Below are 20,498 nucleotides of genomic sequence, written 5' to 3'. Positions count from 1 at the left end.
ATCACCTACTTTTCCGAGAACCATTGCTTTAGCTCGTCAATATCTTGGTCCGACAGCTTGTCGCCGTCATACATGGCAGAGATCAGATTCTTGACCGAACCCTGATACAGCCCGTCCAAGACATGCTGAGTCTCCACCAGCTTATAGTCCTCAGGCGAAATGCCGGGCACATATTTGTTCAGCCGCCCATGCCGGGTAGCCGTCAGAAACCCCTTATCCACTAACCGTGACAAAAAGGTAGATATCGTCTGCGCCTTCCAGTCCCTTCCCTTAGGCGCGAACAGGTTCAGCAGCTCCGTTGAAGTAACTGGCGGCGTACTCGCCCAAATGGCTTCCATTAACTCTAATTCTGTATCCGATAGCTTCTGAATCTTGTTCACCGTGAACACCTCTTCATTTCGTTATGCGTCCATAACGTTCGATTACTACACTACGTAGTAGTTATAATCTACTACACAATGTAGTGGTTAGTCAAATGTATAGCTGCAATCCGTCTAGAGATTATCAAATTGAACTGAAGCAGTAAAAGACCGCCGGGAAATCCCGGCAGCCTCCACTAGAATGAAATCACAATCCCATGATTCTGTATATTACCGCTGCAGCCTCTTCACGCGTGGTCAAACCCTGCGGTTTGTAAGTACCGTCACCATAGCCCTTGATGATACCTGTCTGCCGCAGATAGTTAACTGCTTCCAGAGCGTACGCTCCGATTTGCTTGTGATCCGTAAAGGACGCGGCAGGGCTGGAAGCCTCCGGCTGCGGTCCGTTCAGACGCATAGCGCGGAACAACATAACAGCGATCTCCTGGCGGGTAACCGGCTCCATTGCACCGAAGAAGTCCTCGCTCCGCCCGTTAACAACACCTAAAGCCTGAGCCGTAGTAACGGCTTGGTAGTACCAGGCACCTGGAGTGACATCCTTGAACTCCCCTTGGTTATTCCCTCCTTGAAGTTCCAGTGCGGATACCAGCAGTTGAATGAATTCTGCCCTTGTGATCTGCCGGTCAGGTTCATATTTGCCCTCCCCTGTACCGCGAACCAGGCCACGAGCAGCCAATGCCTCCAGGATGATGGAGTTACTAGAGTCCGTATCGGAGAAGTGAACCCCTGCATTGGCAGTGACATAGAGGCCGAAATTTGGTGTTGTAAATGTAATGCCGCCTGCTCCTGCTACATATTTAGAGTTCTTAATCACTTCGGTTTGCCCTCCACCAGTGACGGAATAGGCGATAGCTTGATGCGACGCTTCTCCCGGCTTCAAGTTGTGTGCAACGGATACCTTCATGGATGCAGACCCGCGTAGTCTTTCTATTTGCTGTCCGTCCACGGTCAGAGAGACCCGGTGTAAGGAATACGTTGCCCATTGCTTATTCATGTCCGCGGGCTGCTGTGAAGCATCTGCAACATGAACGGAAAGCTCCAGCTTTTGGGAACCCTCAGGAATACTATCTACCAGAGAAGCCACGGGAATCGTTAAGGTCACTCCGCCAGCTTGTATGGTCAGCGAGGTTACATGATCCTTCAGCTCTTTAACCGGTAGTTGAAAAGCACTTCCTTTGGTCTTAGCATTCTCTGCTGCCAGCTTAAGCACCAGTGCTCCGCTCTGCACACCATCCATGGCTTGCCGGATCTCTCCGTCCCGAAGCTGCGCGTGAATGATTCCATCGGCTCCCGGTTCAGCTTGTACCTGAAGGAGTCCCGGTGAATGAGTAATGATCTCACCACCTACTGTGCCGGGAGTACCTTCACTGCTTCCGCCGCTGTTATTATTATTGTTGCCGTTATTGTTGCCGGGCGTAGGTTCAGGCGTATCCGTCCCCGCGTTGTCCCCCCTCCGAACCGCATTTACGGTGTAAGTCTTGGAAGTAGTTCCGTCGGCAGCAGTCACTTTGACATCAATCCTGTTGTCTCCTACCTGAAGCCCGCTCCCGCCTGTTACTGTCACGGTGGCCCCGGCATGAGCAGGCGTCCCCGTTACATTCACCTCAGTCTTGGAAAAAGGGAGGCTGATGGTGTAATTCAGCTTATCCTGCCCGAACCCTGAGATATCTGTACCGTCAATACTCAACCGGCTCAAATCGGCATTGCTGCTCAGCTCCGGCTCTTCTTCCCCGCTGGTATTCATCAGCTGAAAGGTGCGGAATAGAGTCGGGTCCTTCACACCGCCAATGCCTGAGCCCCATTCGATATAACCCTTGCGGCCTGCTCCGTCATTATCATTGACCAGCATCGAGAAGCTTAAGACTTCACCCGCCGCTGGCCGGACCGGGCTGAATTCGCTCCAGGGCAGTGCCAGGGCATAGGAGGTTACCTTATTCTGCTCATCTCTGGTCACCTTGAGCGTTCCTGTGGTCAATACTCCAGTGGCAGCCCCCTTCATGGACAGCCAGCGGTAAATCTGCGGACCCTCCGGTGTCTGAGAGATCCCGTATTCATACCAGGACTGGCTGTCTCCCGGTACACCGGGAGCAAGGCTGAACTGGATGCTGTCATTCTGCCAGATATTAATCCCGGAAGCCTTATGAGTGAAGACATCATCACGGATATCGGCTGTCAAATACAATTGATCTTTATCCCAGCGCAGCTGCGCGGTTCCACTGAGATCATCAACACCAGTGTAATCCGTCAGTAGGGGCGTTCCGTCCGCAAGATCAATCAGCGCCGGAGTGCTTGTGTCCGACTGGTTCGGCATCCGGTTAATATCTATATTCCGCTTCACGTGGACATCCTCGTAACCCTCCAGATCAACGGTCAGCTCCAGAGGATACTTCACGCCTTCAGAGAATCCCGGCAGTGGAATGGAATAAGGGAATTGGCTGCCCGGTGCGATCTCAGGCAACTTCGATTCGCTGCCGGTAATCTGCTCTTTGCCTTCACCGATAGACCAGGTAATCTTCTTAATGACCAGAGGGTCTGCGGCCGAACTGTTCGTGAATTGAAGCTGAAGCGATATCCCGCCGCCGCTTCCGTCCTTAATATGCGGGACAATCTTCAGGCCTTCATAATACAGCCTCAGATCATCTATGGGTGCTTCAGGCAGCGTTGCCGGATCAAGTCCGGGACCGTTATACGCTCCGATATTCGGCGGAGCATCCGCTGACACGGCATTGCCCCAGTAATCCAGTCCGCCATTGTCGGCAATAACAGCTCCGGCCCCGAGTGCAGGCGAGTTGTCTCTCAGCTTGTAGCCGTCCACTGTATTCCAGCCGGTACCGCCGCTGCCTTGGGCGACAAGCAGCGGATTCGCTGTGATGGAATTAGCATTCTCCGGCTCACTTGCAGGATGGTTGCCATACAGCAGATTATGATCGAAGGTGCCGTTCACCCCCGGCAGATTATATCCTCCCTGTCCAAGGTTGTAGACCAGATTATTCTTGAAGGAATAGGGAGCGTTGATATTGCCGCCGTCATCCCATTCATGGTCGATAATTCTGGTGTTCTGCCCTGCTCCGATATAGATTGTATTATTATAGATTTGTGTATCCGGCGTAACCCCGCCCGCGAAGTTGAAGGTGTGCGTCAGATCATTTTGGCTGATATTGTAGCGCACCACATTGTTAGAGGAGCCTGTCAGCACCCCCGGAGTCAAACGCGCATCGACGAAAAGCATGAATCCGCCTTTGTTGCCATGGCTGTAATTATATTGAACCACACTGTCTATGGTATCAATATCCAGATTGAAGCCCTGGCCGTCGCCTTCCGGCTTGTTCGTGTTGAAGGACTCATTGAACTGTACAACGTTATTCCGGCCCCGGGTCGGCCAGATCGCGGCGGAGCCGTTAAATTCACCTTCCTCGGAATAGTTCCCTCCTTCCTCTGCAATGTTATGTTCAATCAATCCCCCATTCACACCAAAGGTGAGAATCCCGTCACTGTCCGCCTGCTTAACATAGTTCCCGCGGATGGTGACATTGACACTAGCATAATCCGTTCCGTTGAACCGCTGATCCCATACCACAATCCCGGTACGCCCGATCCGTTCCACCGTGTTGCCTTCGATCCATACCCCGTCGAACTTGTCAGTACCCGTTGTTCCTCCGACATAGACAGAGATGCCGCCGAACGCATGCGGACCTCCTTCGGCCCCGGATACGGTAGGATAGCGGAAGCTGCTGGATACATCATGCACATAGTTATCCTTAATGTGTATATTTCTTAAGATTCCTCCATTGGCGTTCTCTACCATAATCCCTTCGCGGTAGACCGTTCCCCTCTCGGAGGCATAGTTGGTAACCTCCAGATCCTGGATCATCCAATTCGAGGCATTGCGTAAATATACGGCCCCGCCGGCCATACCACCGCCATTAATAACCGGCTTGCTTCCGGTGCCGTATGCACCGATAGTGATCAGTTTCTCGTCCGTTCCACTGCCTTTGGGATATAATTGTTCATTCCAGATGCCGCCCTTCTTCAGCAAAATCCGGTCCCCGGCCTCAAAGGTAGTCTGATTGACTACAGTAAAGGTCTTCCACGCCGTCTCCGGTGTTCGCCCGTCATTTCTGTCGCTGCCAGTCAGTGCATCGACATAATAATCTCCGTCTCCGCCACTGCTTCCGCCGCCTCCCTGCACTCTATTGGATAAGGAGACAGAGCCTAGCTGCATCTGCCAGGGAGCGGAATCGCCTGTTATTTCGATTTTCAGATAATGAATACCGGGTGGAATAACCGCTGCAGGCGTATAATTGCTCCCTGTCCAAGCTCCGTCACCCGTGGACTGGGGAGCATCTTGAACAGCGGGCAGCTCCGCCCAGGCTGAGGCATCCGCCGAACCGTAGAACTTGATGCTCCCGCTGGAGCCGGCAAAGGAATGCAGGCGGGCTTTGAAGGACTGCAGGTTATGCAGATGGTATACGATAAATTCAGCAGATTCTGCCGTTCTTACCGCCCGGGAAGCATCTCCGCCAAAATAATCGGGATTGCTCGTATCCATGGTCCAGTTATCGCTGTATGCGGAGAGCTGTGAGACATCGTCCAGCTCATCGTTCAACGTTAGCGGAGCTAAGGATACATTGGAGAGATTAAGGCTGCCGAGCTGCGTCATCCAGGTATCGAGATCGCCGCTGACTTCAATTTTGAGGTAATTAACACCATCCGGCAGTGCTCCTGACGGTGTATACAGGGTTCCGTACCAGCCCGAACCGGTCGCCGCCGGGCTGTCATTGACGGCCGGAAGCTCCGTCCAGTCTGCGGCATCCGCTGATCCGTAGAACTTGACTACGGCGGTTGAGCCGGAGAAATAATACGTTTGAAGCGAGAACGACTGGATGCCTGTCATTGGATAGACTGCATATCCGGCATCCATTGAGGTCCTGACCATTCTGTCAGCATCTCCGCTGAAGAACTGAGGGTTGCTGCTGTCAATAACCCAATTCTCCGAGCGTAACTCCGCTGCCGGAAGGGCCGAGAACTCATTGGTCACAGTCTCTTCTGTATGGGCAGAAACACCCATTGCGGGGAGCATCGCCGTGCAGATCATCACCAGCGCAAGTATGGTTATTGTCAGTTTTTTCAACATTATTGCGTAATTCCTCCTTAGATTGTTATTGAATCGCCTGCTGTGCCAGATCCTCAGCCATTTGCTTATTCCACTCCACGACGGCTTCGGACCGCTTGTGATCCACAAGAGCTCTGAACTTCTGCTGTGCCAGATCCTGTGCAATCTTATCCTTTACCTGATCGAACGGCAGAGCTTCCGGCTCAGCTTCGGACAGGCAGTACAGGAGGTGGACAGCCCCGTTCTCTACAATCAAGCTACTCATCTGTCCCTGTGCAAGCTGCTCCGCAGCAAGTAACACCATTGGATTCTCCAGCGCTGCTGTCCGCCGTGAGGTGCTGGTAACGGTTAGCTCGCGGGCATAGACCCCAAGCTTGTCCGCCTGTTCACGGAGAGTTGTTCCGGTAAGTTCGGTTCCGTTCGATTCGGTTCCGGCCAGTACTGTTGCCTGGAGGTCTTGCATTCTGTCCATGGCCCCGCTCTGATCTTTGTACTCTGATTCCGGTCCGTAGGGCAGCGTCACCCATTCCAGACGGATAGTTCCCTGCCTGGAATATTTCGCAGCCAGATTGGCTTCGTATTCCAGCCTCTCCTGTTCAGCAGTGATGACGATGGAACCATTACGGCGCATCGCATCAATCGTTGCATCCTCAAGATTGCTCATGTAATAGCTGTAGTAAGCCTGTCCATCCAGATGCTTAGGACCATACACCACCTCCTTGTTCACTTCCGCCTGACTCCGCCGTATATTCTCGCGCTCCATTCCAATCAGGAATGCCTCAAAGCTGATGTCTGATATCACTCCAGCTTCCTCTGCAAGCTGCAGCTCTGCTTGCTTGGTCAATAGCTGAGTCTGTGCGTCCCTGATCCATCGTTGCAGCGGAATCTCGCCGGAATAATCGGTCAACCAGAAGTCCTCCGAATAACCGGCATTATAAGTCTTCATGAAATAATCGGCAGTAAGCGCCCGGTTCAGCTGAAGATGCCAGTTGAACTCAGCGGTGGTGGCCTCCTGATCATTGACGATCAGAAGCGGAGCTGCTTCATCGGGCGTTGCCGTGCTCATTGCTCCAATCATTATCAGGCTTCCGGCGATCAATGCAGCCAGAACAGTGGCGAGCACTTTCCTTTTGGAATGAAACCTTTGAGCCATGGGTTGATCTCTCCTCCCCGCTTTTCTGTTAAGCGCTTTCAACACCTTCGATATTAGACAGATTGCTCATGAAAAGACAGGTGTGAAACCTGCGAAATGGTTTGCCATTTCACGATTTGACAGCAGTGTCTGGTTCTTCCTTCCTTAGCTGGAAGGGTCTATAAGGTAGAACAAAGGCAGCCTGGAATATCCGGACTGCCTTGACTGGTTCTTATAGCGGGGCAGGCCCCGGAACCATATTGAAGCTTAAGACTCCGCCTCTCATAATCTCGTCATGCGGCAAGGAGTGATGCTCCCATGGCTTACCGTTCCAGTGAACCGATGCACTATATACATTGGCGAGACTATTATTCTCCGCTTCAATGACCCATTGCCGCCCGTTGTCAAGCTGGATAGTAACCTTGTCAAACAGGGGGCTGCCGAGTACGTACTCAGGAATTCCGGGACTTAACGGATACAGGCCGAGGGCACTCCAAATATACCAGGCCCCCATGCTGCCGTTATCCTCATCGCCGGGCAACCCGTCCATCCTGCTGTTGAACTGTCCGGACATGGTTTTGCGGACCCAGTACTGTGTTGTGGGCAACGCCCCGAGTCTGGAGAATAGATAAGGAATGTGAAAGCTGGGCTGATTGCTGATGGCAAATTGCCCGAGTCCGGCCGAAGCCATCTCCGACATTTCATGAATTTCCTGTCCATAGGAGCCTACTTTGAATACCGGTTCTTCAGCCATTAGCTGGTCCAGCTTGCGGACGAATGCCTGCTCTCCGCCCATCAGTCCGGCCAGCCCCGTGAAGTCATGGGGGACCGCCCAGCTCCCCTGCCAGGCACCACCCTCACAGAAGGGATCGCCCCATTGCAGAGGATCAAAGGCTTCTTGCCAGGTGCCGTCCTCGTTACGGCCTCTCATGAATCCGACTTCCGGATCAAATAAGCGCTTGTAATTCTGCGCACGGCTCATGAAGCGCTCATAGTCATCCATCTTGCCAAGTGTTCTGGCAATCTGGGCAATACAGAAATCCCCGTATACATAATCGAGTGTATTACTTACACTTTCATGGAACCGGTCATGCGGCAGATAGCCATACTGTAAATATAATTCAAGCCCGCGTCTGCCCAGTCTCTCATCCGCAGCCGGATAGTCCGCGTGCTTCAGCAGGCCTTCATACAGCAGCTCCGCATCGAAGCCCCCGATTCCCTTGACAATGGCATCCGCAGCCGCCGCATCAATCAGCGTCCCGGGCATCGCACTGCGTTCACCCGGAGACAGCCACTTCGGCAGCCAGCCGTTCTCTTCATAAGCCAGCGTCCACGCCTGCATAATCTCTCCCAGCAAAGCTGGGAACAGAACGCTGTACAGCGGGAGGCTCGTACGGTATACATCCCACAGACCGATATCTGAATACATTGGACCTTGGCAAATGCTGCCGTTAAATGGACTGTAATGAATCTGTTCGCTATGCTCGTTATATTCATGCCATGTTCTGGGGAACAGGCAGACCCTGTACATGCAGCTGTAAAAGGTGCGGAGATTCTCTTCATCTGCGCTTTCTGCCGTAATCCGGCTGAGCCGTTCTTCCCAGCTTGCCTCTGCTGTGCTTAAGGTCTCCCCGAAGCTGCGTTCACCAATCTCCCGTTCCAGATTCAGCAGAGCCTGCTCCCCGCTGATGAAGGAGGTGCCGCACTTGACCCCTGCAACGCCGGATTCCGGCAGGGCTAATCCTGCATAGGCACCGAGCCGTTCTCCGGTTCCCTCATACGTCCCTAACGGCTTATAATCTCCATTGAAGATGCCCGACTCCTCCATGATCAGGTCTGTATCGAACTGGAAGACGAAATACATGGCGAAGTTATCGGGAACCCCGGCGGTATGGCCTCTGGTATAGCCGGTAATTCTGCGCATCTCCGGCTGAAAGACAAAATGTGACTCCCCCTTCAGCGGCGCTATAATCAGCCTGTTCTTGTGCGGCTCATCATAAGTTATTCTCAGCGCTGCACAGCGTTCGGTGGGCGTCAGCTCCAGCCGGGTCCGGTAACGCTGTAAGTGTACACTGAAATAGTGGGGGGAGACCTGCATCTCCCCCGGTTTGAAGGAGGAGGAGCGTGCGCCAGGGCTGAGCAGCAACGGCCCGCTCTGCGGCAACAGCGTCAGATGTCCATAGTCCCCAATCCAGGGACTGGGCTGATGGGTCAGGCGGATGCCCTCCAGGTGGCGGTGACGGGGATGGAAGAACCAGGTGCCGCCCGCTTCATAGGTTTGCGGGCACCAGGCTGCCATACCGAACGGCATCGCTGTAAGCGGCAGCGTGTTTCCGTTGGAATACCGGAAATCCGATTCTGTTCCCTGGAGGACATTCACATAATCTAATAACTTCATACCAATACACTCCTTAAGCCGGATCGCACCGGCCGGCTCTATAATATCTGGCAGTACCTCTGCCGCCCTAAGTTAAGCGGAATACCTGAATATCCCCGGCTTGCATCTGTACAGTCAGGCGGGTTGTTGCAGGCTCCTTCCTGTCCGTCGGCCGAATTTCCGCGTGGCCGCCGGTGAACCAGGGTTCGGCTGAGGTATACACAGCACGCAGCTTAATTTCAGTCGTGGTCTCTTCTTGCCCTTCATTGTGCACATATAGAAATGCGCCCCGGTCCGTTCCTTCGCCCCATTCGGACAGATCCGCACGGACTTTACCGCTTGCCTGCACATAAGTCTCCAGCTTCAGCTCCTGCTGCAGCAGATCCCGTACCAGTTGAAGCGTACCGGGATGCTCATCCTTCCAATAGGCAGCCGCAAGCAAGGTGCCTAACCATACAGCGCGTCCTGTGCCGTAATCAGCGCAGGTTAAGGCAGGCATGAGGTCTTCGGTAAATTGGGCCAGCACCTTCACATGTTCTTCCAGCCCGATATCCGATTTGTAATAGGAGCCATGAGCCAGATCGCTAGCGGCAGGCTCTTCTTCCCCGCTTTGCCCCATCACATTCCGCAGCGGAATCGCCGTCCGGGATTCGAAGGCAACCTGATGATAGCTGTGATCCAGATTCTCGGCAGAGTGAATCCAGGTCTCGCGGACGCCGAACACTTGATCGAATCCATATCCCGGAACGTTATAGCTGTGACAGCCATTCTCCGCCTGAAGAGCACCGAAGGAGCATTCCGAGATCAGAATTCCGCCGTTCTCCACCCACACACGCAGGATGGCGCACAAGTTGCGGCTCAGGTAGAGCGGATAAGGCATCCACAGGCAGCGGTATGGCTTCAGTGACTCCTCAATAACATCAGACTCATGCAGGAACTCTACTTTATAATTAAGCTCATGCAGCAGCTTATGGGCGCCTTGTATAGAGTCGTTGTAGGTATCCAGATGATCATGCGCTGCGAAGTTGGCAATCTGATTCTCCGGGCTGAACAGAATGGCAATCCCGTCCCCGCGGCGTTTGGCCAGCATCAGCTCCCGCTTGTTGCTCTGTACCACCTTGTTAAGCTGTGCCATGTCCTTGTACCAGGGCGTAGCGCTGCCGTCCAGATAGACACTGCCCCAGGCCGGAGCTTCCTGACCCAATATCTCTGGCCTGTATTGCCAGAACAGATATCCGGTGATGCCGCGGGCAAGCGGGGTCAGAATATGCCGTTTCATCTCCAGAAGATCCGGCTGGCGCGGCTTCATCGCTGTATTGCCCGGCAGCGCGTGAATTTCCGAGTTAATAATCGGTTTGCCCTTGGCAGCCGAGATCAGCAGATCAGCCGACCACGCCGAAGACCCCAGGCTGTTGCCTGTCAGATCACAGGGCTCTGCCAGCTTGAAGTCATCCGAACCGGCCGTAATCATATTGAAGATTGGGGCCGGTACCGTATGAGCCATAACCGGATGCTGCACATCCAGCGACTTCACCACTTGTACCCGGCTCCGCAGCTCCTCCGTCAGCGTGTCCGACATGAACAGCCGCCAATCTATCAGATCGTTGAAGACGCCTTGGCCCCGCGGTGCCTCCACTTCCTCCCAGTCCCCGTAAGTCCGCTGCCACGATTCGTTGAGCGCTTCCAGAGAACCATATTTATGGATCAGCCAGTCGTGAAATGCCGGAATTGAATGCTTGCAATAACAGACCTGGTTGTCAAAAGACAGCTCACGCTTAATCCCCGTGGTCAGCTCCGGCTCATTCCACAAATCCCATACCCAAAGCGCCGGATGATCTTTGAAGGCCTTGACGGTCTCCTCCAGAAAGCGTGCCTTCTCCGCAGCGGCTGGCGCATGATGATAGCAAGGTCCAGGCGCTCCGCCAATCTGGCGGCAGTTAATTGCTCTTGGCTCGAGAATGGAACCGTCGGCCGTGACCATTTTGGAATCCGGATATTTTCTGTAGAACCAGGCCGGAGCTACGTCGAAAATCACATTCAAAATGACCTTCAATCCATTCTGGTGAGCTATATCCATCAGCTCCTGAATATCATCGAACACGAATGTCCCTTCCCTGGAGACGCTGGACCGCCACTGCACCCAATACTTCACACAATTGAACCCCTGCCCGGCTATATTGCCGAGGTCTTGTTCCCATTGGTCCTTGAAGGGGGTTGGGGAACGGTAATATTGAAACCCGAATGGAATAAATGGATCTTGCATCACGTAACTCCTCCTACAGCGTTCAATTTCGATAGTCTTTCATCTATAAAAGCGCTTACTGTTTATTCACGCTTAAAGTCTATCACAGTGTATTTTACGAAAGTTAGGTTAGAATCCTATGAAACGGTTTGCGATCCTGACCACCTGATTATTTACGGCTACTCTAAAAGACCATTCATGTTTATACTGACTGTAAGACAAAGAAAACTACTACGGGGTGAAGCTAATGTTGAAAGCGCTTGTAGTCGATGACGAATACCTGGTACGTATGGGCATCACACAAACTATAGATTGGGCAGAATATGGCGTTGAGATCATTGGAGAAGCCAGCAATGGCGAAGAAGGCCTGGAGCTCGCCCTCCAGCACCGCCCGGATGTGATTATTACGGATATCCGCATGCCGTTCATGAATGGTCTGGAGCTTATAGAGCAAATCCGCGAACAGGACATGCTGGTGGGCATTGTCGTCCTTAGCGGCTATGATGAATTTCAATATGCGCAGGCAGCTCTCCGTTATGGAGCTTCCACTTATTTGCTGAAGCCCATTAATATAGAAGAACTCGCAGATACGGTACGCTGTATCGGCACAGAAATTCTGGAGAAGAAGCTGCATTCCAAGCGGTATTCCCAGCTGAACGGGGAAATCGCTTCGATCTCCAAGCAATTCTGGCAGGATCTGCTGCACGGCCAATTGCAGGATGAGGCATTTGTAGCCGGTAAGCTGAAGCTATTGAACCTTGAGCTCGCACCTGGAGAGGCTGTCATGCCTCTATCTCTCGCCTTCCCTCCCGACAATGGCATGGAGCGGACGGCCGAGGCAACGGGAGCACTGGAGGATGCCGCAGCGGACTTCGTGGAAGCGCATTCTTTGGAGCAGCTTTGCCTCTTCCGGGACAGCCATCTGGAGTGGGTTATGGTACTCAGAACCAGAGATATCAACACTGCCGGTGATGCTGCCCGCAGCTTGGGCAAACAGCTGTCCGAATGGAGCCAGCAGCACTTCGGGCAGCCGCTCTGTATAGGTATTGGCAAGCCTGAAGGAGATTGGCACAGAATCGCAGACTCGTACCGGCAGGCTGTACTTGCCGCACAGCGGGCCTTAACTGGTGTTGAACGCGTGCTGTATGCCGAGGAAGAGGCCGGAATGCGCTGCCGGCGTGAAATCAGGGAAGCGCTCGCTTTTATCCGGGAGCATTATGCCGGGAATATTACCGTTGAACGGGTCGCTTCGGCGGTATTTGTGAGTCCGACCCATCTGATGCATCTGTTCCGCAAGGATCTGAATAAGACCTTCTACGAATGTCTGACGGAATACCGCATCGAGGAAGCCAAGCGTATGCTGCGTAATCCGATGTACCGGGTCTATGAGGTGGGCAATCAGGTCGGCTTTAGCGATTCCAAGTATTTCAGCCAGATCTTCAAAAAAATGACCGGTATCCCGCCAAGTGAATATGCGAAAACCTATGGTTAAGCCGAATTTGGAGAAATGGATGAACTCCCGGCTGCGGCGGTTCAAGATCAAGGGCCGGATTGTGATTGTTCTGTTAGCGGGCTTGTCTCTGCATCTGGTGCTGATGCTGGTTATTTTCAATTTCTACTCCTATACCTATCTGCAAAAAGACTTGTACCGCCATGTCGTTCAGACGCAGCGCCAGATTGGACTGAGCGTGGAGCTGATGGCCGATGACATCCAGATGCTGTTCCTGCGGTTTCTGGTGAACAGCGATATCTATCAGATCATCAATAATGACCACTTCCCGGCGGCAGACAAGGAATTGCGGATTGGAACCATTATTGACGATATGCTGGCCGATAATGACCTGGCAGGCAATGTTATCATCCATACCAATGACAATGTGCTCTATTCTTACCAGACCAAGCAGCAGATGCTGGAGGTACCCGAGGCCCTGTTCATCAAGCGTATTCAGGAGAGCAGTATGCCTGTGGTCGGTGAGATCAAACGCGATGGCGAAGGCAATGCCTACATTCCCTTCGGACAGCAGTTCCGCAACTTCAATACGGGGCAGAATATCGGTGTCGTGATTATTTATGTCAGAGAGTCGGCCTTGGCGGCGCTGTATTCCTCCAGCTTCACAGGCATCGGCTACTCCTTCCTGACGTCCGGCAACCGGATTGTTTCCCATCCGGACAAACGGCTGCTGGGCAATTATCTGGAGGAGAGCGCCCCGATTCGTCCGGGTAAGGAAGAAGGCTACCGCACCTGGTCGGAGAATGGCAACACTTATATCATTGCGACCTATCCGCTGAATCCCCGGCTGGCGAGCCTTGGGGTCAGCTGGGAATTCACCAGCGTGATCTCCAGCCACAAGCTGTTCGCGGGAATCGTCAAGGGCAACCGCAATGCGCTTCTGTTCGCCAGTGTAACCTTCATTGTACTGCTACTGCTGTCCTTCTATCTGGCAGCGCAGATTACCCGCCCGCTGCTGAATTTGAAGAAGAAGCTGGGGCTCTTTGGCAAAAAAGATCTGGCTGCTGTCTATGACCCGCGGGGACAAGTCGATGAGATTAGCCAACTGGAGAACAGCTATTACCAAATGGTGGAGCGGATCAGCCAATTGATGCTGGAGAAGGATGAGGAGAAGGAGAAGCAGCGCAAGGCCGAACTAACTGCGCTTCAATCGCAGATTAATCCTCATTTTCTATATAACACCTTGGATGCGATTGCCTGGATTGCCCGGCTGAAGAAGCAGCCGGACATTGAACGGCTGATTTCCTCCCTGGCTACCTTTTTTCGGATCAGCCTGCATAAAGGGGACAAGTTCGTCACGGTCGAAGAGGAGATTCGTCTGGTACAGAGCTTCGTGACGGTCGAACAAATGCGGTTCCCGGATAAGTTCGGAGTTGAATATGAGATGGATGAATCCCTGCAAGGCGTCCGTATATTGAAGCTGATTCTCCAGCCTATTGCCGAGAATGCGATCAAACATGGCATCAGCGAGAAGCGCGGCGCAGGCCGGATCTGGATTAAGGGCGAGCTCCTGGGGGAAGAGATCCGGTTCACGGTGACCGATGACGGCGTCGGATTTGCAAATGGGGCCACACTCAGCCAGGCCAAAGAGGATGTGCTGTTCCAGAGCGGATACGGTCTGCGTAATGTGGACGAACGGATTAAGCTGGAATATGGTCCCCAATACGGACTCAGCATCTCCAGCACTCCCGGGCAAGGCACCACCGTGACCATCCGCTTGAAGAAGGAATTGTCTAAATGATATCAGGGCAGTGCGGCAATTTCCTGGCATTGCCATACCTTGACGGGAAATTTGATTTTATTGTTTCGAGTTTTGCCCTGCATCATCTGACGAGTGACCAAATGCTGCTCGCTATTCAGGAGAATTATATCCAATTCCCCAAGCTCATTGATTTATTAGAGGATAGCGGCTGCATCACGAAACACCTTAAAGTGAATCAATTGTTGCATGTTGTTTTAGCAGTACCTATTCGGTAGGGGGAACCTTGCCCCTGCGTTAAGGTTCAACTCGATAGCTGAAGGGGCAAGGTTTAAGAGCCATCCCGCAAAGGATGGCTCTTTTTTAAAAGATATTTTCCAACTATCTTTGTAGATCGTCATGATTCTCAAAATTTAAATGCCTCTGGTTTTAGGTGAATATAGCTTCTTGAAACTTAATTTCTAGCTCTGCTAAATGACTTAAAGCTTCACCTATCATAAGCCAATCACTGTTTACCGCCAGCGAGTGGCACCTGCCATACACTTCTGACTGCAACAGCTTAATTTCGGCTAAACCACCATACTCACCTCGGAAGAATTCGCTAAAGTTCAATGCACGTCTTGCCCCTACCTGAAACGCAAAATGTGTCAAATGACCCAGCAAACTAGGGTTAATATCGCCACCCAGAATATATCTCTTTAACTCTGCTATGGCATCACTTCCTATTAACCAGTTACGTTCCGAGTATTGTTTTTCTATATCGTTATAAACTTGTCTGAAATACCGGATAGCCTCAACGCATATTTCCTGATGACTCGGGTGCTTAACTCGTTTGGGGGCACACCAGTAATGATAGGTCATATCATGTGGATACAATCGGTATTGAAGATGACTTGTTTTACTTGCTTTTATCAAGTCTTCCATTGGAAGCATTGCATAAGGATATCCTGCAGGGTCATGGAGTCTAACCACTCCATTCTCTATCCCAAAAGCCAGCACATAATGATCGCAGCCATGTAGATAACTATGATTAGGCATATATCTTAAATAACCCATATCCAACGGTCCTAGCAATACTGGATGTTGTTTGATTGCAGTTGTAAGTATTCCTTCAATATTTGAACTATCTATGCTTGAATGTTCGGTAATGGTGAATCCCAGTATATCCAGTGCCTTGCTTACTCCGATATGTGGAACTCCGTTCGAAAAGAATACCATGTTGTCCTCTTTGAACCAGAGCGCTCCAAGTCCAACGCCAGACAAGACTTCAATAGATTCCGCGGGTATTCTTTCCCCGACAGTGTCAAGAAGCATGGAAGTGGAATTGGAATAACAATACGCACCATTTCCTATATAGGTAAACATGAATTTATCCTCCTTCCTCAAATGGCAGACAATAATTACATTTCATTTACCGCGTGAAAACATGGAGGAAGATGGAAAAACGCAATAAGCTTATTCGCCAGAGCAAGTAAGCAAATTCACGTTTCGAAAAATGGAAGTTTTGATATCACTATCATCAAATGAAATAGCGTCCACTAGATTTGTTTCGATATATTCCATGGCACTATTCATCCTAGTCCAACCAATCCATCGTATTCCCTCCCTTCAAGGTTATTTTATCGGAAATGAAAAATGAATACCTTGCAATTTCTGCACGAAAAAGTCAGCAAAAAACTCACCCCTACTTGCGATACGGTTCGCCGTACTGCATGTGCTTGGATCGAAGCTAGATTTCTTTTGTGTCGCCTACTCCTTCATCGTTGAATTGATCTTCAGGTACAGCTGGTTCAACGGATTCACAATACTGTTGCTCAGCATAGAGATCAGCAGCCAGAACAATATGAATACTGCGATGTTCAATGCCAGCATTATATATTTGAACGCCTGGAGCTCTGCCTTCATGCCGTCCGCAGAGATATAGGTGACAATCTGATCAGCCGAATCGGGCAGCGGGTAGAGCAGAATTAGGCCACCGGCTGTTTCGCGCACCATGAAGTCCGTTTCGTTCAGGCTGCTCTTTCCCGGTGTAGCCAGCGCTGCTCCGATTTCCTGAAGGCGCACCGGAGGCATGTCCGCTGCCATCAGCAGCTTCCCGTCCTCCTTCAGCAGGTAGACCTCATTTTCCCCGTAGATCGAATTCTTGTCTGACAGGTAGAAGCTGTACAGCTTGCCAATCTCCACTTCAAGGGAGAGCAGACCGAGGACCCGTCCTCCCGCTTCCTGAATTTTCACTTCAAGCAGCAGACGGTCACGTAGATCCGTAGGCGCATTCATCAGTTGTTCCCGGTTCAGGACTGTCCAGCGTAAGGTCTGCTCATGAGCTCCCAGGAATTGCTGCATTCCCGGGTCCTTCTTAATCTCGGTGAACGGGAGCAGTCCCGACACATTGCTGGAAGAATAAGCCACGCCTGCTTCACCCCAAATGTAAATGCCGAGTATATCACTGCTGGAAGAACGTATACCTTCCAGTATCGGGGAAATGGCCCCGTCATACGCTGGTTTCTTCAGCGCTTGCTGCACCACCTGATTATTGGAAATCAGCTTGGAGGTCTCTTCCAGCCAGTTCATGAACAGCAGTGTATTCTTATGCTGCTGGCCGGTGTACTGGACAGACAGCTGCCTGAGCATATCCATGCTCCTGTGCTCCATATTGCGGTACAGAATGAAGCTTGAAGCAGAGATATAGACCGTAATGAACAACACCAGGACCAGGCGGATGTTGCGGCCGAACGATCTGAACATAGGGCTTCCCATCCCCTTCCGGTGTTAGAGTAAATCAAGCTGAAATAAGACCCAATTCAACGATAGCTGTAGAATGTACAATTAAAACCAGCCATAAGGCATAAGAGCAGCGTATACCTGTAGTCTGTGCAACTAAATCAGCCCGAAGGTGTGAGAATCAAGGTACAGTGATAATTTAAATGTACGAAATACATCTAAACGAATAATTGGTTTGAAATCAGGCGTTCTAGTTGTACGAAGTACAATTAAGCCTGCCACTAGTTTAAATCTGACCATATACTAATGCAGAGTCAGATTTAAAAAGGTAGAGTGGGCGCGATGAGGCCTGAAGGACTATAAGAGTGAAGTCATTGAGCCAGATGTATGCGAAAAATCGTGCTCATTATGCTGGAGCGAAGAAAAACCGATCACAATTGGACTGGGTGCACCGCGTAAGCCGAATGTAATCGAAAAACCGATCACAATTGGACTGGGTGCACCGCGTAAGCCGAATGTAATCGAAAAACCGATCACAATTGGACTGGGTGCACCGCGTAAGCCGAATGTAATCGAAAAACCGATCACAATTGGACTGGGAGCGCTGCGTAGGCCAAATGTAATCGAAAAACCGATCACAATTGGACTGGGAGCGCTGCGTAAGCCGAATGTAATCGAAAAACCGATCACAATTGGACTGGGAGCGCCGCGTAGGCCAAATGTAATCGAAAAACCGAACATAATAGTAGGTGGTTCGAGCTTACTGATTCAATTTACCGTATAAAGTCTGATGCTATACTAGCAGTTAAAGCCCCTAATGTCGATCTCTATCCGGCCGATGTCACTCTTCTGAACCTCTCCATTGGGCAGAATAACAGTAATGGCTGAGCCGGGTGTCCAGACGGCTTCCATGTGGAACACTTCGATTCCTTCCTCGGTAGTAATCTCCCAGCTCACGGTTATAAGCCCCTGTTCTGTGCTTACGGCTCCGCTGGCGTACTGTAGATCGCCGCAATGAGGCTGCAAAATGATGCCATCTATGTCCTGACGGACCCCCAATATCCCTCTGGTGAATTCAGTAATCGGCAGTGCGCTCCAGGCATGGCAGTCGCTTCTGGTATCCGCAGAGTCGATCTCGGGAAGTGTGGTCAGCCCCAGCTCCAGCTGCTTCATCCAGCGTGTCCATAGCCCGTAAGACCGGTCATACATTCCGCTAAGCTCCAGCGCGCGGAACAGATAATAACTCATCGGCAGCGAGAGCTTAGCCATTGACGTATCGGTCAATACCGTTTGCAGCAGAGCCTCTCCCTCCGCAGCAGACACAGTACCGGTAAGCACTGCCCAGACCTGCGTGTGCTGGCTGAGCTGTACCTCTGGTCCTGCCTCCTGGCTGTCGCGGAAGAGCGGACCGTCCGCTTGGCGGCAGTTATCCAATACCGCAGCGTTGACTGCGGCCTTGCGCTGGCGCAGTTCTGCGGCAATCTGTGTCCAGCCGCTCGCTTCCAGCAGCTCGGCCGCTTGTCCCAGTGCAAAAGCATACATTAGACTCATCAGAGTGGCAGGTGCCTCATTCGTGCAATCCGGAGCGCCAAGCGGCCATTCTTCTACCCAGTCGTAATAATTCCAGTACTGGCGCGGAGTCCGGTCAACCAGTCCTTCCGGCGTCAAGCGCTGATCGAACCAGTCCAGCACGGACAGCATGGCCGTCCGGTAATGCTTCACCAGCGTCAGATCCCTGAAGACCCTGTAGTGGTCATGAATCATTCCGATCCAGTACAGGGAGAAGGACGGAATGACCTGCGGCAGCACTGAGGGATAGCGGCTTTGCAGCATCCCGTTTGGCAGCTGCGAAGCTCTGTAGTCCTCCATGGCCCTGCGGGCCAGCCTGTCGTCTCCTGACAGCAGGTACGTAAATTCCATCATCAGCCTGGTATCCATTGTGTATTGCAGCTGTTCATAATAGGGAGTGTCCTCATAGGTCTCGTGCATACAGCGGCTGAGCGTCCGTACACTCAGCTCCCAGAGACGGTTATACCGTTCATCCGAGCAGTGAAAGCTCCCTTGCAGCTGGAGCGGATATCCGGTCTCCCTGTAGTTGATTCCGGTTATCCTCAGCGGTTCATGTCCGGCATGAACCTCCAGCCGCACGTAACGGAAGGTACGGAACCAGAACGGCTCATAAACTTCGGGCTGGTCTTCTGTGCCGTAACCGGCTGGCCGGTAGCTGTCGTAACCGCCCCGTAATACCTGCTCCCTCATCTCATCGCGGACGGCTTTGCGGCGGACTTCCTCATCCCCTGTCTCTTCTTCATAGCATTCTGCGTATTGGAGTGTAATGAGACTGCCTCCTCCGCCCTGGAGCTTAAGCTGCAGATAACCTGTGGTCAGCTCGCCTACATCCAGCTCCAGCCAGAGCTGCTGTCCCGCCTGGACAAGTACACCTTCAGCAGCAGGCCCTGCAATAGAAGGGACAGTGCTGCTGGCTCCATCGCGCAGCTCCAGACGATGCCCGGCCGTGAAAAGGGCCTCTCCCTCCCCGCAGCTGCTGCGCATCAGCTTCCAGAAGAATTGTTCCTGCTCATACAGCAGCGGAACCGGACGCCGGGCCAGCTGCCAGGGGGTCAGTTGACCGTAGTCATCCCTTACCGGCTGTACTATCCGGGCAGCACTCCAGGCACTGTCATCATATTCCGGCAGCGTCCAGTCCCGGAGTGCCGTGTCCCCGGCGGCCTCTTCCAATCCGCCCATCCAGCGCATCATCGGGAACGGGCGGAGCCGGTAGCTGAGATCCCGTATGCCTTTCCAGGAAGTATCCGTAGGCAGTTCCTGCACAAGCTGCCCGTCCGCTGTAATCTCCGCTTCTACAAGCAGACCGCCTTGCTCTGAACGCCATACAGATATAGGACCATCTTCCCCCATTTCAAAGGGAGCGGTCCCGGCATAATGAACCACTGTAACAGCAATTACATTGATCCCCGGCTGCAGGATGCCCTCCAGGCTGAATTCCTCATAATATTGTACATGTTCATGCCCCTTGCAAGGCCCCGCCCATTGGCGCTGGCCATTGACGAACAGCCTGTAGCGGCTGTCTCCGGTAATCGCCATATTCAAACTGTACGCCTTGCCTGTACCGGCTGGCAGCTCAAACACTCTGCGGAAATATACCCGCTCATGCCGCGCATCCTTGTCCGCATTGCCTTGCTCTTCCTGCAACCAGATCCAGCGGGCGCTCCAGTCTCCCCATTCTTTTGCCGCCATGTTATCCGCATCTCCCTTCACCTTCATATAAACGGCATCGCCGCCCTTCAGAAGGACGGCGGTGTT

Annotated in this window: 11 protein-coding genes; 3 read left to right on the top strand and 8 right to left on the bottom strand. The window is 52.2% G+C overall.

What is annotated here, in order from left to right:
* Positions 1 to 5 precede the first annotated feature (5 nt).
* The 5 genes from NST26_RS15525 to NST26_RS15505 all read right to left on the bottom strand — a co-directional run bounded on the left by NST26_RS15525 (position 6) and on the right by NST26_RS15505 (position 11,265).
* Positions 6 to 380 (bottom strand): BlaI/MecI/CopY family transcriptional regulator, encoded by a 375-nt coding sequence (locus NST26_RS15525; RefSeq protein ID WP_036726122.1) that lies wholly within the window; start codon positions 378 to 380, stop codon positions 6 to 8.
* Between the two features lie 187 nt (positions 381 to 567).
* On the bottom strand, positions 568 to 5,514 hold the full coding sequence (locus tag NST26_RS15520) for an S-layer homology domain-containing protein (RefSeq protein ID WP_340979374.1): 4,947 nt from the start codon (positions 5,512 to 5,514) through the stop codon (positions 568 to 570).
* A gap of 25 nt (positions 5,515 to 5,539) precedes the next feature.
* Positions 5,540 to 6,646, bottom strand: coding sequence for a peptidylprolyl isomerase (locus NST26_RS15515; protein ID WP_340979373.1), 1,107 nt, complete (start codon positions 6,644 to 6,646; stop codon positions 5,540 to 5,542).
* Between the two features lie 211 nt (positions 6,647 to 6,857).
* Complete coding sequence (locus tag NST26_RS15510) at positions 6,858 to 9,023, bottom strand: GH92 family glycosyl hydrolase (RefSeq protein WP_340979372.1); 2,166 nt, start codon at positions 9,021 to 9,023, stop codon at positions 6,858 to 6,860.
* Between the two features lie 67 nt (positions 9,024 to 9,090).
* The gene (locus NST26_RS15505) at positions 9,091 to 11,265 is read right to left on the bottom strand and encodes a beta-galactosidase (protein ID WP_340979371.1); all 2,175 of its coding nucleotides are present in this window, start codon (positions 11,263 to 11,265) and stop codon (positions 9,091 to 9,093) included.
* Between the two features lie 226 nt (positions 11,266 to 11,491).
* Here NST26_RS15505 and NST26_RS15500 point away from each other — a divergent pair, with 226 nt between their 5' ends.
* Genes NST26_RS15500 through NST26_RS15490 form a run of 3 tightly spaced genes read left to right on the top strand, consistent with a single transcriptional unit; the run spans position 11,492 to position 14,731 of the window.
* Positions 11,492 to 12,736 (top strand): response regulator, encoded by a 1,245-nt coding sequence (locus NST26_RS15500; protein WP_340979370.1) that lies wholly within the window; start codon positions 11,492 to 11,494, stop codon positions 12,734 to 12,736.
* A gap of 19 nt (positions 12,737 to 12,755) precedes the next feature.
* A complete protein-coding gene (locus tag NST26_RS15495; protein WP_340979368.1) occupies positions 12,756 to 14,495 on the top strand; it encodes a cache domain-containing sensor histidine kinase in 1,740 nt (579 codons plus the stop codon).
* Positions 14,492 to 14,731, top strand: a complete 240-nt coding sequence (locus NST26_RS15490) for a class I SAM-dependent methyltransferase (protein ID WP_036726115.1) — start codon at positions 14,492 to 14,494, stop codon at positions 14,729 to 14,731. Before NST26_RS15495 ends, NST26_RS15490 begins: the two co-directional genes overlap by 4 nt.
* A 151-nt stretch (positions 14,732 to 14,882) precedes the next feature.
* On the opposite strand, the gene NST26_RS15485 is transcribed toward NST26_RS15490, so the two are convergent.
* The 3 genes from NST26_RS15485 to NST26_RS15475 form a co-directional block, all read right to left on the bottom strand.
* Positions 14,883 to 15,818, bottom strand: a complete 936-nt coding sequence (locus NST26_RS15485) for a hypothetical protein (protein ID WP_209870697.1) — start codon at positions 15,816 to 15,818, stop codon at positions 14,883 to 14,885.
* 384 nt (positions 15,819 to 16,202) lie between these two features.
* Positions 16,203 to 17,198, bottom strand: a complete 996-nt coding sequence (locus tag NST26_RS15480) for a hypothetical protein (RefSeq protein WP_036726111.1) — start codon at positions 17,196 to 17,198, stop codon at positions 16,203 to 16,205.
* Between the two features lie 774 nt (positions 17,199 to 17,972).
* Positions 17,973 to 20,432: a family 78 glycoside hydrolase catalytic domain gene (locus tag NST26_RS15475; RefSeq protein ID WP_340979366.1), complete on the bottom strand. Its 2,460-nt coding sequence runs from the start codon at positions 20,430 to 20,432 to the stop codon at positions 17,973 to 17,975.
* Positions 20,433 to 20,498 lie beyond the last annotated feature (66 nt).

Origin of the sequence: Paenibacillus sp. FSL R7-0128 (assembly GCF_038002245.1) — a bacterium.
Lineage (GTDB): Bacteria > Bacillota > Bacilli > Paenibacillales > Paenibacillaceae > Paenibacillus_AQ > Paenibacillus_AQ silagei.
Note: the sequence above shows the minus strand (reverse complement) of the source record. Positions and strands in the feature narration are given on the sequence as shown.

Bases quoted from the DNA above. Each gene is read 5' to 3' on its own strand.
- NST26_RS15520 (WP_340979374.1), bottom strand. From the start codon at position 5,514: ATGTTGAAAAAACTGACAATAACCATACTTGCGCTGGTGATGATCTGC.
- NST26_RS15515 (WP_340979373.1), bottom strand. From the start codon at position 6,646: ATGGCTCAAAGGTTTCATTCCAAAAGGAAAGTGCTCGCCACTGTTCTG.
- NST26_RS15510 (WP_340979372.1), bottom strand. From the start codon at position 9,023: ATGAAGTTATTAGATTATGTGAATGTCCTCCAGGGAACAGAATCGGAT.
- NST26_RS15505 (WP_340979371.1), bottom strand. From the start codon at position 11,265: ATGCAAGATCCATTTATTCCATTCGGGTTTCAATATTACCGTTCCCCA.
- NST26_RS15500 (WP_340979370.1), top strand. From the start codon at position 11,492: ATGTTGAAAGCGCTTGTAGTCGATGACGAATACCTGGTACGTATGGGC.
- NST26_RS15495 (WP_340979368.1), top strand. From the start codon at position 12,756: ATGAACTCCCGGCTGCGGCGGTTCAAGATCAAGGGCCGGATTGTGATT.
- NST26_RS15490 (WP_036726115.1), top strand. From the start codon at position 14,492: ATGATATCAGGGCAGTGCGGCAATTTCCTGGCATTGCCATACCTTGAC.
- NST26_RS15485 (WP_209870697.1), bottom strand. From the start codon at position 15,818: ATGTTTACCTATATAGGAAATGGTGCGTATTGTTATTCCAATTCCACT.
- NST26_RS15480 (WP_036726111.1), bottom strand. From the start codon at position 17,198: ATGTTCAGATCGTTCGGCCGCAACATCCGCCTGGTCCTGGTGTTGTTC.
- NST26_RS15475 (WP_340979366.1), bottom strand. From the start codon at position 20,432: ATGGCGGCAAAAGAATGGGGAGACTGGAGCGCCCGCTGGATCTGGTTG.